The organism is Streptomyces sp. ISL-100 (assembly GCF_018614615.1).
In the GTDB taxonomy this organism is placed as follows: domain Bacteria; phylum Actinomycetota; class Actinomycetes; order Streptomycetales; family Streptomycetaceae; genus Streptomyces.
The window spans coordinates 62,262-76,327 of sequence record NZ_JAGGOK010000002.1; the positions used below are offsets into that span (position 1 = coordinate 62,262).

Sequence of the window (14,066 nt, forward strand, 5' to 3'; positions counted from 1 at the left end):
AGCCACCGGAACTGGGCGTGGCTCGCCGTCAAGCGGCAGGAGAGTCAGATGCTGGCATTCGCGGCGGCGGTGGTGTTCGTCATCGCCTTCATCATTCACGCGACCGAGACGTCGACGGAAACGGTCTTCGGACCGACGAGCCTCATGCTCGCCGGGCTCGCCCTTCTCGCCCTGCATGTGGCGGGTGTGGGCGCCGGGTGGTCGGCCCGGGGGCGCCGACGCTGACGCCGGGCCGGTCGACGGACCGGATCCGTTTGTCGCATACAGCCGGGGGCACTCGCCGGGAGCACGGATTCCTTCAGATTCTGGGGTTCTCTCATGGGCACACCTCCAAACGATCCCGTTCCGCCCAACCCGACCCCCGCGCCGGGTCCCGGGCCGGCGCCAGGGCCCTCGCCCGGTCCCGTGCCCGCACCCGGCGGGCCCGACCCGGTGCCACCGGCACCGCCCCAGCCCGAACCGGACCCGCCCGCGCCGGTCCCACCGCCGGAGCCGAAGCCTCAGCCGGGCCCGCTGCCCGGGCCGGTGCCGCATCCGGAGCCCGTCACGTGACGTGAGTCGGGCCGAGTCCGGACAAGCCAGAGCCCCCGGTGGCGTCCGGGGGCTCGGCTCAGCAACTCCGCTTCGGGGGCGCTTACTGAGTTAACAGGCCCACCCTGCGTCCGCTGGGCAGACGGTCCCGGCAGCGACACTCCGGCCCGTCGAAGTTCCACCCGTTCGGCCTCACGTATTGGGTGAGGCGGCGCTCACGTCGCCGAGGGCCGAATCGGGGTCGCGCTCGATGGCCAGGTCGCCCAGGGAGACGATGCCCACGGCGGTGTTGCCTTCGACCACCGGCAGTCGGCGCAGCGAATGCTCTCGCATCAGCCGAATGGCGCGGTCCACCTCGTCGTCGGGTGTGACGGTGACGAGGTCGGGGCTGCAGACGTCCCGCACCGTCGTTTCGCCGGGGTCCTTTCCTTCGGCGAGCACGCGGACCACCAGATCCCGGTCGGTGACCAGCCCGCGCAGTTCGTCGCCCTCGGCGACCAGTACCGCGCCGATGTTCTCCTCACGCATCCGGTGCGCGACCTCGCTCACTGCCGTGAGCACGCCGACGGTGACGGGGGCGCTCGTCATGATCTCGCGAACTTGCTGCGCCATGGCGGAGTCACCCGCTCCCCGTGCCGCACCCAAGGGCACTGAGAATGTTCTTGTCCTGCCCGTGATCGTTCATCACTCACTCCAGTTGCTTCTCCGGCAACCGCGTCCGGCCGGTGTTCACACGTCCCTTTCCGTTCGCGGGTGCCCCCGTCCGGCCGACGTAACCGGAGGGCTGACGTCCATTACGCACCACCCACGTGTCGTCGTTTCTGCGGACATCAGCAGGGCACCCGTATTTCTCTCGTTCGATTTCGGAGAAGGGGTGAATCCCGTGCCGGGAGAGCAGGAGCTTCCGTCGACTCTGGAGCGGTCCGCCAAGGAGGCACAACGCACTTGGATCAAGGCGCACGACTCCGCCGTCGAGGAGTACGGCGAAGGCGAACGCGCCCACCGCGTGGCCTTCAGCGCGCTCAAGCACAAGTACGAGAAGGTCGGCGATCACTGGGAGCGCAAGGAGAAGGGGCGCAAGGGCCCGTCCGATCCCAAGGCGGCGCAGCCACGAGAGGTGGGCGGGCGCGGCGGCGAGGGCGTCGACGAGCAGGCGTCGAAGCAGCATCTGTACGACCTGGCCAAGCGGCTCGGCGTCGACGGGCGTTCGAAGATGAGCAGGGCCGACTTGCTGGAGGCCGTTCGCAAGGCGAACCGATCGAAGACCCGCGAGGCCCGGACGTAACGGAACAGACGTAATTGATCCGGGCAATTTCGGGCACTTGCTCGATAGGAACACACCACACAACCCAGATCCCGAGCTGGACCGGACTCCCGGCCTCGAACCGGGCGGCGCAGTGCCTCCCGGAGAGACGCCGCCCGGCGAGGCGAGTACCAGTTCCGGCGCCGGTCCCCGCGTAGAGCCGCCGCGTGGCTGGTCGAAGGGGCCGCTGATCGCCATCGGCATAGTCGTGGTGCTGTGCGCGGCCTTCTTCCTGGCGTTCGCAGTGATCATGTAGCGGCGTGCTCGGGCAGCCGAGATCTCAGGGACGGCGCCAGGAGTCGTCGTCGAGGTGGGAGCCCGCCATGGGCCCCATGCGCAGCATGCCGCCGTCCACCGCCCACGACGCTCCCGTGACGTATGAGGCGTCGGGGCCCGCGAGGAAGGCGATGACGGAGGCGACTTCCCGCGCGTCGCCGGGACGCCCCAGGGGGATGCCGCGGCGTACCTCGGTGCGTACGTCCGTATCCTCCTGGCCGGTCATCGGTGTGGCGATCTCACCGGGAGCGACAGCGTTGACCGTGATGCCGTATTCGGCCAGTTCGAGTGCCATCACCTGCGTCATCAGTCCAAGACCCCCCTTCGCCGCGCAGTAGGGCGCGGCGCCGACGCGGGGCTGGGTCTCGTGGACCGAGGTGACGTTGACGATCCGGCCACCGTCACCCTGCTCGATCATGCGGCGCGCCGCCCGCTGGCTGCACAGAAACGGGCCGATCATGTCGACATCGACGACCTGGCGGATCTTCGCGAGATCAAGTTCGAGGAACGGCGTGGCCGTGCCGGTTCCGGCGTTGTTGATGAGGACGTCGATACGGCCGAGCTCCCCGGCCAGCCGGTCGATCACCTGGGCCGCGTCGGGCAGCACCGTGAGATCCATGGCCGCGAGGGCCGCGCGGCGGCCGTGTTCGCGCACCTCTGCCGCCGTCGCTTCGGCGCCTTCCCGGTCGGTGTGAAAAGTGATGCCGACGTCCATGCCCTGCGCGGCGAGGCGGACGGCCGTGGCGCGCCCGATCCCCGAGTCCGCGCCGGTGATGACGGCGACTGGCGATTGTCCGTTCTCAGGGCTGGACATGGAGACGATCCTTCTCGTGTGCTCTCGTGTGCTCTCGTGTGCTCTCGTGTGCTCTCGTGAGCGGGGCGGGTCGGGACGGATCAGGGCCAGGAAGGCTCCTTGCGCGGTACGACGACCAGCTCGGACACCGCGCTGCCGGCCGGGACGGACAGGGCGTACAGCACCGTGTCGGCCACGATGTCCGGGCTCTGCAGCATGGAGACATCGGCGTCGGGGAAGCGTTCGAGGATGAACGGCGTCTCCATGCCGCCCGCGATGATCCCGGTGACGCCGATCCCCGGGCAGTCCCGCTGCGCCTCTTTGAACAGGGTGTGGGTGAACGCGCGCAGGCCCGTCTTGCCCGCCGCGTAGGGGCCGGCCTCGGTCCAGGTGCGGTTCGCCGCCGTGGAGAGGATGTTGACGATGTGGCCGCCGCCGCGGGCAACCATGCGGCGGTAGGTCTCCAGGCACAGATACATGGGCCCCAGCAGGTTCGTCGTGATGACCCGCGTCACCTCGTCGGCCGACAGGTGCTCGATGGGCTTGGAGACGTCCACGGCCGCGTTGTTGACCAGGATGTCCACCGTCTGCCCTTCGGCCTCCAGGTCCTTGAAGACCTCCGCGACCGCCGCTGCGTCGCGGACGTCCAGCTCCACGAACCGCGCGTCGCCACGCCCCATTTCGGCTGCCAGTTCGTTGCAGAGGTCCCGCGCCAAGTCCTTGCGCAGGTCCGCCACCAGTACGGACGCCCCGGCGCCGGCCATCCTCCGCACGATCGAGGCCCCCAGCCCCCGCGCGCCGCCCGTCACCAATGCCTGCTTGCCGTGAAGGTCGACCTGCACTCCGCTTTCCATACCGCTGCCTTCCGGTTGCCTCTCGTTGCCTCTTTTGTGCTCCGTGTCTCACTGTGAGCCCGGCGACCGTGTCCGGCACGCCGGATTACGCCGTCGCGCCGTCGCCCGCGGGCTGTGGTCGCGGTCACGCCGCCGAACGTACGGGCGGCTGCTCCAGGGGCCTGTGAGCAAGCACACCAGAAGTGCCGGATCCCTTACGCCCCAAGGAATCGCCGTCCACGGCGGCACCCCCGCGTGACGCTCCTCCCAGCACCGGCCGAACCGGTCTGCCACGATGGTCCAGGCCGTTCCCCGGAAGGACTCCGCGCCTCGCAAACAGGCGTCATGAGTCCCCGACGAGCGGCACAGCCCAGCCAGATCCGGTGGAGCGGCCGCGCAGAGCAGCCGGTGTTCGAGCTTCCGCCGTTCCGCCGCTTGAGCCCCCCGGCTCGTCTCCGAGTGACTCACTGTGTCTTCTTTGCCCGCGGGCCCCGCGCCCGCCCCTGCCCTTGCCCCTGACGCCGCCGCGCCCGCCCGCCGGCTGCGCTTCGGCCGTCTCGCGAAGAGCGGGGCGGACGACCACTCGCCGTGGCGTTCGCTGAAGTACCGCAGCATGCGCTGGTGGTCGGTCGCGAACTTCGTCTCCAACGCCGGTACCTGGATGCAGCTGACGGTCCAGAACCTGCTCGTGCTCCAGATCACCGGGTCCGCCGCCGCGACAGGACTGTCCATGTCCGTCCAGGCGGCTCCCGGTCTGCTCATGAGCGTCGCGGGCGGTGCCGCTGTCGACCGGTGGCCCCGCAAGCTGACCGCCGCCGTCAGCCAAGGGCTTCTCGGCGCCGTCGCGTTCGTGACGGCCGTCCTGGTCGCGACGGATCAGCTGAACCTCGCGGTCCTGATGGCGCTGGCCGCCGTCACGGGTCTCATCGCCACCGTGGACGGACCGGCCTGTGCGCTGCTGGGCAACGACCTCGTTCGTACGGAAGACGTCCCCTCCGCCATCGGCGTGGGCTCGCTGGTCCACAACGCGGGCCGCCTCGCCGGTGCCGCTCTGGCCGGTATCACGGTGGGCTTCCTCGGCACTGCCGCCGCGTACGCGGCCAACGGTCTCTCCTTCCTCTTCGTGGCCTCCGTCATCCCCTTCCTCCGTCCGGTGCACACGTTTGTCCGGGGCGCCAAGGCCTCCCCGAAGACGCCGCGTACCCCGCTCGGGAAGAAGGACACGCGAGACACGGGGGGCACGGACGACGACATGACCGTGCGCCAGGGCGTCCTGTACTTCATGCGCCGCCCCCGGCTGGTCGCGCTCGCGGGGATCACCGGTCTCAGCGCGGTCTTCGGACGGAATTACGGGCTCACCCTGGCCGTACTCGTCACCGGTCCGCTCGCCGGCGGCGCCGGAGCGTTCGGCACCGTCTCCACCGTCCTCGCCGTCGGGGGCATCGTCGGTGCGGTCCTCGGCGCCCGGCTGCGCAAGCCGTCGGTGCGGCTCGTGGGCACGCTCGCGGCCGCCGGGGCCCTGCTCCAGGTGGTGGCGGGATTCTCGCCGTCGCTCGCCGTGCTGCTGGTGCTCGTCCTGCCCATGGCCGTGGTGGAGTCGATTTCCGACACCGCCGGGACGACCGTGCTCCAGACCGACCCGCCCGCCCATATGCGGGGCCGCGTCCTCGGCGTCTGGGGCACCATCAAGACGACGTGGGGTCTCGCGGGACCGCCGGCGCTCGGTCTCCTCATGGAGCTGGCCGGCGCGCGGGGCGCCCTCGTGTCCGGTGGACTGATCATCGCCGGCGCGATCGGGGCCGGCTACGTGCTCCGCCGCCGCCGGACAGCGACGACCGTAATCGTGCGTACGGAGCGGAGTGTCGTGACCGGGCAGCTGAAGCCGTCCCTGAGCACGGCCGCCTGATACGCGCCCGCTGACCGCCGACCGCCGCCGCCCGAGTCATGGGGCGGCGGCGGTCGGCCGTCACCGGCTCACGGCGACAGCTCCAGCAGCCGGATACGACGCTCCACCCGCGGCGGCACCCGGCGCCGGCGGGCCAGCGCCGCGGGAAGCCGACGGGCGGCGTCGGCCAGGGCGAGGCGCGCCTGCGGATCGTCACGGCTGTCCAGGGCCAGCCTCGCGGACTGGGCCACGGCCTGTCGCAGGGGCCGCCGCAGCCACGCGGTGAGCAGTTCGTTGCGCCGCATCCTTGCCACCCGGCCGGGGCGGGGTTCCCCGTCCGGCTCGTGACGGGCGACGACGCCGGGACAGTGGGCCACCCCCCAGCCGTGCGCGTCGAGGTCGATGGCGAGCAGTTGCTCCTCACCGCCGACGCCCAGCAGCGGATGGAATCCGCCCACCTCCAGGAACGCCGCCCGCCGCACCACGGCCGCGCACGCGAGGAAGCCGAGCACGGAACGGCCGGGCAGGTCCGGTTCCTGCCCCAGCGGCGAGCTGCGCAGCGCCTCGTTGAGCGGATCGGGGGTCCCGTCCGGGCCCACGAGTGTGGTGGCGGCCACCAGCCCCAGCCGGGGGTGCGTGTCGAGCACGTCGGCGGCCCGGTCGAGGGCGCCGGGCTCCCACCAGGAGTCGTCGTCGCTGAACGCGATGTACGGCGTGCTGAGTGCGGCGGCGCCGTACGTACGCCCGGCCGCGGCCAGATTGCGGCCGGGTGTGAGCAGTTGTACGCCGGGGTGCTTCCCGCGCACCGCTTCGGCGGTGCCGTCCGTGGAGCCGTTGTCGACCACCGCGACCGGTGGCCGCTCGGGGAGCCTGGCAAGCCGGTCCAGGGTGCGCAGGAGGCTCGTACGGCGGTTGCGGGTGATCACCACGATGCCGGTACGCGGCTGGTCCGCCGGCGGCCCGTCCGCCACGATGCCGGTACGCGGGTCGTCCGCGGGCTGCGCGCTCACCGCGAGGCCTCCGGGACCAGCGGCCGGCCCGCATCCGGCGTACCGAGGTCCGGCTCCGGCCGCGGCAGTGCGCGTACCGCCTCGACGACCTCCTCGACGGTGATCCGGAGCAGCCGTTCGTCCGGCAGGTGGCCGTGGGCGTCGCCGGGCCGGGGTGAGTCGTCGGCGCCGGGATGCCACAACACGCGGTGCCGCGCGTGGGCGGGCGGTCCCCACAGTCGGGGGGCGACCGGGCCGAACAGGACGACCGACGGGGCCGCGAGCGCCGTCGCGAGGTGCGCGAGCCCGGTGTCGCCCACGACGACGCAACGGGCGTGCGCGACGAGCGCTGCGAGCCGGCCGAACGGCACATCGTCCGCGCCGCCCAGTACCGCGTCCGGCGCCAGCCCCGCCTCTGCCGCCACATACTGCGCCAGCGGCTCCTCCCCCGCACCGGCGGTCACCACGACCTCGTGGCCCGAGCCGCGCAGCGCGCGCGCCACGGCCGCGAACCTCTCCTTGGGCCACCGGCGGGCCGCCGCGTCGGCGCCGGGGTGCACCACCACCCCGCCCGGAGCCGGTGATGGCACCGTGGGTCGCGGGATCAGCAGGTCCTCGGGGTCCGCCGCGATGCCGTACCAGTCGAGCAGCCGGCACCAGCGCTCCCGTTCGTGTTCGTCGGGCCGCCATGCCGGGCCTGGGATGCCGGGAGTTTGCGGGTGCGCGTAGGCGAAGAGCCGCCCCGGTCGCAGCCGCTGGAGCAGCAGGTGGCTCGGCGGGCCGTTGCCGTGCAGGTCCACGGCGATGTCGGGCTCGGGGCCTGCCCAGGCCAGCTCGGCGGGCACCGCGCGCCCGGCGGCGTACGCGGGCAGCAGCCGGTCCACCAGACCGGTCGCGGCGGCGGCCTCGGCCAGCCGCCCGGGCGCCGCCAGCACCACCTCGTACCCGGGCAGGCCGCGCCGCAGGGCCCGCAGAGCGGGCACCGCGGTCAGCAGATCGCCGAGCCCGAGCGCCCGCAGTACGAGCACGCGCGGCCGGGCCTCCCCCATGGCCTCGGCCTCCGGGCCCCGTGTGACCGGCTGTGGTCGTTTCGCGGCACTCATCTCGATCGACGCCTCTCCTCATTCGCTCATGCGCGTCATGGGCTGCTGTACGGATACCTCTCCCGCGTCAGGGCGAAGACGGCCGCACCCGTACGGCGGCCTGCGCCGCCCGGTGGGCCAGCAGGGTGGTGGAACGGCCGACGAGGTAAGGCAGTACGACCGCCTGTCCGCCCCACGCGCGCAGCACCTCCGCCTCGGGAAGGTCCTCGACGGAGTAGTCGCCGCCCTTCACCCAGACATCGGGCCGCAGCCGGCTGAGCAGCGCGGCCGGTGTGTCCTCCTCGAAGACCGCGACGGCGTCGACGCTGCCGAGCGCGGCGAGGACCCGCAGCCGGTCCGCCACCGGGTTGAGCGGGCGTCCGGGACCCTTGCGGCGCGTGAGCGACGCGTCGGAGTTGACGCACACGATGAGGCAGTCGCCGATACGCCGGGCACTCTCCAGCAGCCCCACATGGCCGGCGTGCAGCAGGTCGAAGCAGCCGCCGGTGGCGACCACCGTGCCGCCGCGCGCCCTGACCCGCTCCGCGAGCGCGAACGGGTCCGTCTCGGGGGCCTCCTCAGGACCGGACGCGGACTCCGTCCGCCACAGCGCCGGGTTGCCCGCGCCACCGGCCGCCACGAACGCGGCGGCTTCGGCGACGGCCCGCTGCACGGCCTCCTCCGGGAGCAGCCCGTCGGCCAGCGCCGCGGCCGTCGCGGCGGCGAAGCAGTCGCCCGCGCCGCACGGGTCGCCCTGGGCGCGGTACGGCGCCGGGACGAGCATCGGCGTACCGGCACCGGGGCGGGTCAGCAGGACGCCGCGCTCCCCCAGGGTCACGGCGACGGCCGCCGCGCGCCAGCGCTCCGCCAGGTCGCCTCCGCGCAGGGCGTAGGCCCGCAGTGACTGGCCCTCGGCGGGGCTGAGCGCGCAGGCTTCCGCACCGTTCGGGGTGACGATCCGCGCCCCCGGCACGGGGTCGTCGCCCTTGAGGTGCGGATCCCAGACCAGCGGCGTGCGGCGGGCCACGGCCTCCAGATGCGGCCGTACGGCGCTCGCGGTGTGGCGCCCGTAGTCGGCGACGAGTACGGCGTGGGCCTGGGCCAGCGCCTCACGCACCGCGTCGTCCGGTTCGCCGGGCGTCCCGCCGCCGCGGTCGATCCGCACGAGTGGGCGGCCTCCCGCCAGTACCCGCGTCTTGACCGGCAGGGTGCCGTCCAGCGGGATCTCCACGAGCTGGACCCGGCCGCGCAGGGCACGGCGTACGGCTTCGCTGGCCGGGTCGTCGCCCAGTGCGGTCACCAGGATCACTTCGCGGCCGCCCCGGGCGGCCAGCGCGGCGGCCAGTCCGGCCCCGCCGGGGTGGCTCTGGTCGCCGGTGACGTCCACGACGGGGGCGGGGGCGTCCGGGGACAGCCGGGTGGAGACGCCTTCGATGTCCTCGTCGAGCAGGACGTCGCCGACGACCACCAGGGGCTTTCGCGCGGTCATGACAGCCTCCGGTTGACTGCGACAGGCTGGGCCGCGGCCCGGTCCGGAGCGGGCGCCCCGCCTGCCGCGTCGAAGCATTCGCACAGCAGGTGTACGGCGACCAGGTGGGCCTCCTGCACGGTCGCCGTGGTTCCGGCGTCGACGCACAGTGCCTCGTCGGACGCCTCGGCCAGGGGGTTGGGGCCCGGGCCTGTCATCGCCCATACGCGCAGTCCTGCGGCCCGGCCCGTGACAGCGGCCGTGATGAGGTTGGCGCTGCGGCCCGAGGTCGACAGGAGGACCAGGATGTCGCCGGGGCGGCCGTGGGCGGACACCTGCCGGGCGTACACCTGGTCGAACCCGTAGTCGTTGCCTATGGCCGTCACGCTGGAGGTCTCGGCGTGCAGGGCGATGGCCGAGTAGGCGGGGCGCTCCTGCCGGTAGCGTCCCACGAGCTCGGCGGTCAGGTGCTGGGCCTGGGCGGCGCTGCCGCCGTTGCCCGCGGCCAGCAGCCGGCCGCCGACGGGGAGTACGGCGGCGAGCTCGGCGCCCCATGCGGCGAGCCGGTGGATGCTCTCGCGACGGAAGCCGGTGAGCGCGTCCTGCAGTGACTGGCAGTGCCGGTGCGCGGCGTCGAGTACAAGGGATTCGTTCATGCTGGTCGGGCGTACCGCGTCCGGGGGACGACGGCCGGACCCGCACCTCCTTCGGACATCGGTGCTGCGCGGCGGGCGGTCGCGAACGCTTTTGTGGGGTGCGGGCGTCAGATCGCTCCCGTCACGGCGGGCTGTGGGGCAAGTACCTCGCAGTACACGGACTCGGTGGCCGCCGCGACTCTGGCCCAGCCGTAACGGCTGAGGACCCGGCGGCGACCGGCTTCCCCGCACGCCTGGCGGGCAGCGGGATCGGCCAGCAGTTCGCCGACGGCGTGAGCGAGGGCTTCGGGGTCGCCGGGCGGCACCAGCCGTCCCGTGGCCGGGTCGGCGACGGTGTCGAGCTGCCCGCCCACCGCGCTGGCGACGACCGGCTTGCCGCAGGCCATCGCCTCCAGCGGCACGATGCCGAACGGCTCGTAGTCGCCGGGGCACAGCACCACATCGGCGGTCCTCAGGAGCGGCGCCACGTCCTCGCTGGGTACGCCGCCCAGGAAGCGGACCCGGTCGGCGACCCTGGCCTCGCCGGCGATGTCGCGCAGCCGGCGTACCTCGGGGTCGTCGTCGAGCCGGTCCGGCGCCGGGCCGCCGACCACCAGGAGTTCCGCGTCGGGGAGCCCGGCCAGCGCGGCGATGGAGATGGCGGCGCCCTTGCGGGGGACCAGGCGGCCCAGCTGGATCAGCCGGTGCCGGTAGGTGCCGTCCCGGTCGGCGACCGGCCCGTACGGCGTGAACTCACCGGTGTCGACACCGCACGGCACGACGCTGACCTTGTCGGCGGCAATGCCCATTTTTCCCAGTTCGACGACCTCGTCACGGCAGGTGGCGATCACCCGGTCGCAGCCCAGGCCCACTTCGCGCTCGCAGCCGATCCGGGCGGGCGGGCTGGTGTCGGCGCGCCGCTGGTGCCGGCGCTTCACCGTTCCGAGCGCGTGAAAGGTGTGCAGGAGCGGGAGCCGCAGTTCGCGCGTCGCGTGGAGCGCGGCGAGCCCCGACATCCAGAAGTGCGAGTGGACGACACCGGGCGGCCGTATCTGCCATTCCCTGGCCAGGAAACGGCCGAACGCCAGCATGTGCGGGAGGAGTTCGTCCTTGGGGATCTGCTCCGGCGGACCCGCGGGCACATGGTGCACCTCGACGCCCGCTCGCAGTGGCACCCGGTCCGGCAGGTCGCGCGAGTCCCGCCGGGTGTAGACGGTGACGCTGTGACCTCGGTCGGCGAGTGCGCCCGCAAGGCGCGCGACATGGACGTTCTGGCCACCCGCGTCCACTCCGCCGAGGACGGCGAGCGGGCTCGCGTGCTCGGAGACGAGCGCGATCGACAGGGCGGCGGGGTTGCCGGGGCTGGTGCCGGGGCCGAAGCCGGTGCCGATGTTGGTGGGGCCGAGGGATGTCATGAGCGCACCTCCGTCATCACGCGCTCCCAGTCGTTCAGGAAGCGTTTGAGCCCGTACCGTTCGAGTGCTGCCTGGCGGCCGCGCGCGCCGTCCTCGGCCGCGGCTTCCGGTTCCTCCAGGTAGTGCCGGGCGGCCCGCGCGAGTACGTCGGGCCGGGTGGACAGCGTTCCGGTGCCGGGCGGGATCGCCTCGACCGCCTCGGTGGTGGCGAGTGCCACGACGGGCATGCCCAGGTGCATGGCCTCCAGCAGGGACAGACCGAGTGATGTCCAGCGCACGGGGTGCAGGTACAGCCGGCGCTCGGCCAGGGCCGAGTGCAGTTCGCGCTGGGGAAGGTCGGTGGCGTGCAGCCGGTCGTCGGGTATGCCGAGGTGCGCGGCCAGGCCCTCCGTACGCATGCCGAAGACGTCCAGCGGCGTCGACTCGGACAGGGCGGGCAGCAGGTCCGTACCGGTGTAACGGCCGCGGCGGACCGGGTCGTTGACGACGACGGCGGCGCGCGGGAGCCAGCCGGTGTACTGGTGCCCGGGGTCGACGATGCCGTGCTCGATGATCTCGGTGCGGGTGGAACCGTTGTCCCAGAACAGCCGGTTGAAGTGGGTGACGTGGACGAGCGTCAGGTCGTCGCGGTCCGCGAACGGGTGCTGGGTGTTCGGAACGTCGCCGTCCGGTGCGTTGTGCTCCAGATAGACGGCGGGTACGTCGCGGCCGGGCCGGCGTCCTCCCAGCCACCGTTCGGCGAGTTCGAGCTCATGCGGCCGCTGCAGCACGACGAGATCGACGGGCGCCTCGCGCAGCTGCTCGGGCGTCATCTCCCGTACGGAGTCGGGCCAGGTGAAGGTACGCGCCCGGCCGAGCCCGTCGGGATCGCGGGCGGGGGTGACGGGAACGAGGTAGGTGTGGGGCCCCTGGACGAACGCCGTGGTCCAGGAACCGTGTACGTGCCACAGCAGGATGTTCATGCGGTCGCTCCTCCTCGTTCCTTTTCGGCCATTTCGGATACGCCGCCCGGTACGGCCGGGCAGCCGGCTTCGGTCCCCGTAGGGCCTCCGAGCGCGGCCACGGCGGCGAGCACCTCCGCATCGCCGATCCCGTCGAGGCAGGGGTGCCCCGGAGCCGGACAGCGCCGCGCCCTGGTCCCGGCGCACGGCGCGGCCTGGTCACCGAGCAGCACATGCGGTACGCCGTACGGGCCCCAGCGCTCGGCCGGTACGACCGGCGCGAACAGCGACGCGACCGGTGTCCCCACCGCGGCGGCGAGGTGCGCGGGGCCGGTGTTGCCGACCACCGCGACGCGCGCTCCGGCGAGGACACCCGCCAGTTGGTGAAGATCTGTGGCCCCGCCGAGGTCGAGGGCGTGGTTTCCGGCCACTTCGGCGGTCAGGTCCTTTTCGGCCCCGCCCCCGGTCAGCACGACGCGGTGCCCCTCGGCGGAGAGCGCGGCGGCGGCCCGCGCGGCGCGTGCGGCGCTCCAGGCGCGGGCCGGGACGGCGGCGCCGGGGTGCAGGACGACGTACGGGCCGGGGCCGGTCAGGTGGGCGGTGTCGGGCGGGGGGCTGATGCGCAGGGTCCCGTCATCGCCGGGTGGCAGGGCGAAGCCGGCGTCCCGCGCCAGATCCAGGGCCGCCTCGGCCTCATGACGGTGGGGCAGCCGGTGGTGCCGCAGGTCGAGCAGGGCTCCGGGGTAGTCCTCGCTGTCGGCGGCCGTCCATCCCACGCCGGCGAGTTTCAGCAGCAGGGCGGCCGGGAGGGGGCTCTGGTGGTACGAGACGAGCACCAGGGCGCGGTCGAAGTGGCGGGCGGAGAGCGCCTCCAGCAGGTTCCGGGTGGCTTCGTTCGTCACCGGCGCCGGTTCGATCCCCACCCAGGGGGCGTCGTACACCAGCACCTCGTCGACACCGGGCAGCAGCCCGGCCGCCTGAACGCCGAGCGGCCCGCACAGGAGGGCGGTGTGCGAGGATCCGGCCGCGACGGCCCGTACTGCGGGACCGGCGAGCAGTACGTCGCCGGCACTGTCGAGGCGGACGACGAGCGTCCGCGGAGCGGTCATCGCGGGCCCCCCGGTGATGACAGCACGAGCCACACCGCCCCGAGCAGGTCGGCGGCCGTCTCGTCGGCCGCCGCGGTCTCCTCGGGGCGCGTCATCGCGTTCGGTACGAGCACACCGCGCGCGCCGGCGGCGTGCGCTGCCGCCACATCGGAGCCAATGTCCCCGATGACGACGCAGCGCGCGGCCTGCACCCCGAGCCGTTCGCAGGCGGCCAGCACGAGACCCGGCGCGGGCTTGCGGCAGCCGCACCCGTCATCGGGCCCGTGCGGGCAGACCGCCCAGACCGCGAACGGCCCGAGCAGGGCCTCCACCCGCCGCTGCACGGCTTCGACCTGCCGACGCGTCAAAATCCCACGGGCCACACCCGACTGATTGCTCACCACGCCCACCGGGATCCCGAGGGAGCGTACGGCGGCAACGGCTACCCGCGCCGACGGCATGAGCTCGACCCGCGCCGGATCGCCGTTGTAGGGCACGTCAACAACGAGCGTCCCGTCCCGGTCGAAGAGCACCGCCTCCGGAACCCTCGTGGCCGACACCGCGCCCGGGGCCCTGTCAACGCGAGCGCCCCGGGCCCCTCCAAGACCGCCGGCATCCGCGAACCCGCCCTGCGCCAACGGCACATCCAGGCGCCCGCCCGCAGGACCGTCCGGCCGAGCACCGGCCGTCGCCAACGACACGTCCGAACCGGCGGACGCGAAGCCGCCCGCGCGACCCTCCGGACTCCCGCCCGCGCAATCAGCAAAGCGTCCACCCGAGCCAGGGCCCGAGGGCCCGCCCGACTCCAACGGCACGTCCGAGCCGGC

Annotated in this window: 15 protein-coding genes; 4 read left to right on the forward strand and 11 right to left on the reverse strand. The window is 73.2% G+C overall.

The features are described 5' to 3' along the window. The first annotated feature begins 48 nt into the window (after positions 1-48). A complete protein-coding gene (locus tag J7E89_RS00355; RefSeq protein ID WP_214966811.1) occupies positions 49-225 on the forward strand; it encodes a hypothetical protein in 177 nt (58 codons plus the stop codon). A gap of 498 nt (positions 226-723) precedes the next feature. Here J7E89_RS00355 and J7E89_RS00360 read toward each other — a convergent pair whose 3' ends face one another. Then, positions 724-1,143: a CBS domain-containing protein gene (locus J7E89_RS00360; protein WP_214966814.1), complete on the reverse strand. Its 420-nt coding sequence runs from the start codon at positions 1,141-1,143 to the stop codon at positions 724-726. Positions 1,144-1,414: 271 nt separating this feature from the next. On the opposite strand from J7E89_RS00360, the gene J7E89_RS00365 reads away from it, so the two are divergent. Both J7E89_RS00365 and J7E89_RS00370 read left to right on the forward strand, forming a co-directional pair. Continuing rightward, positions 1,415-1,816, forward strand: a complete 402-nt coding sequence (locus J7E89_RS00365) for a ChaB family protein (RefSeq protein ID WP_214966816.1) — start codon at positions 1,415-1,417, stop codon at positions 1,814-1,816. A 37-nt stretch (positions 1,817-1,853) separates the two neighbouring features. Next, positions 1,854-2,090, forward strand: a complete 237-nt coding sequence (locus J7E89_RS00370; RefSeq protein WP_214966818.1) for a DUF6480 family protein — start codon at positions 1,854-1,856, stop codon at positions 2,088-2,090. 24 nt (positions 2,091-2,114) lie between these two features. Here J7E89_RS00370 and J7E89_RS00375 read toward each other — a convergent pair whose 3' ends face one another. Together J7E89_RS00375 and J7E89_RS00380 are read right to left on the reverse strand one after the other, a co-directional pair. Then, complete coding sequence (locus J7E89_RS00375; protein ID WP_214966820.1) at positions 2,115-2,924, reverse strand: SDR family oxidoreductase; 810 nt, start codon at positions 2,922-2,924, stop codon at positions 2,115-2,117. A gap of 80 nt (positions 2,925-3,004) precedes the next feature. Next, entirely contained in the window at positions 3,005-3,757 is a 753-nt protein-coding gene (locus J7E89_RS00380) for an SDR family oxidoreductase (protein ID WP_214966822.1), read from the reverse strand. Between the two features lie 592 nt (positions 3,758-4,349). Between J7E89_RS00380 and J7E89_RS00385 the strand changes: the two genes are divergently transcribed. Then, positions 4,350-5,642, forward strand: a complete 1,293-nt coding sequence (locus J7E89_RS00385) for an MFS transporter (RefSeq protein ID WP_251059909.1) — start codon at positions 4,350-4,352, stop codon at positions 5,640-5,642. Positions 5,643-5,710: 68 nt separating this feature from the next. Here J7E89_RS00385 and J7E89_RS00390 read toward each other — a convergent pair whose 3' ends face one another. The 8 genes from J7E89_RS00390 to J7E89_RS00425 all read right to left on the reverse strand — a co-directional run bounded on the left by J7E89_RS00390 (position 5,711) and on the right by J7E89_RS00425 (position 13,799). After that, positions 5,711-6,592 (reverse strand): glycosyltransferase, encoded by an 882-nt coding sequence (locus J7E89_RS00390; protein WP_308315287.1) that lies wholly within the window; start codon positions 6,590-6,592, stop codon positions 5,711-5,713. Between the two features lie 35 nt (positions 6,593-6,627). Continuing rightward, on the reverse strand, positions 6,628-7,659 hold the full coding sequence (locus J7E89_RS00395) for a glycosyltransferase family 9 protein (protein ID WP_214967121.1): 1,032 nt from the start codon (positions 7,657-7,659) through the stop codon (positions 6,628-6,630). A gap of 121 nt (positions 7,660-7,780) precedes the next feature. Beyond that, entirely contained in the window at positions 7,781-9,181 is a 1,401-nt protein-coding gene (rfaE2, locus tag J7E89_RS00400) for a D-glycero-beta-D-manno-heptose 1-phosphate adenylyltransferase (RefSeq protein ID WP_214966826.1), read from the reverse strand. Beyond that, positions 9,178-9,816: an SIS domain-containing protein gene (locus J7E89_RS00405; protein WP_214966828.1), complete on the reverse strand. Its 639-nt coding sequence runs from the start codon at positions 9,814-9,816 to the stop codon at positions 9,178-9,180. Before J7E89_RS00405 ends, rfaE2 begins: the two co-directional genes overlap by 4 nt. 107 nt (positions 9,817-9,923) lie before the next feature. Further along, a complete protein-coding gene (locus tag J7E89_RS00410; RefSeq protein WP_214966830.1) occupies positions 9,924-11,210 on the reverse strand; it encodes a glycosyltransferase in 1,287 nt (428 codons plus the stop codon). Further along, positions 11,207-12,172, reverse strand: a complete 966-nt coding sequence (locus J7E89_RS00415) for a glycosyltransferase (protein WP_214966832.1) — start codon at positions 12,170-12,172, stop codon at positions 11,207-11,209. The genes J7E89_RS00410 and J7E89_RS00415 overlap by 4 nt, the downstream gene beginning before the upstream one ends. Continuing rightward, positions 12,169-13,260, reverse strand: coding sequence for a glycosyltransferase family 9 protein (locus J7E89_RS00420; RefSeq protein ID WP_214966834.1), 1,092 nt, complete (start codon positions 13,258-13,260; stop codon positions 12,169-12,171). Before J7E89_RS00420 ends, J7E89_RS00415 begins: the two co-directional genes overlap by 4 nt. Further along, positions 13,257-13,799, reverse strand: coding sequence for an HAD-IIIA family hydrolase (locus J7E89_RS00425; RefSeq protein ID WP_308315280.1), 543 nt, complete (start codon positions 13,797-13,799; stop codon positions 13,257-13,259). Before J7E89_RS00425 ends, J7E89_RS00420 begins: the two co-directional genes overlap by 4 nt. Positions 13,800-14,066: the final 267 nt, after the last annotated feature.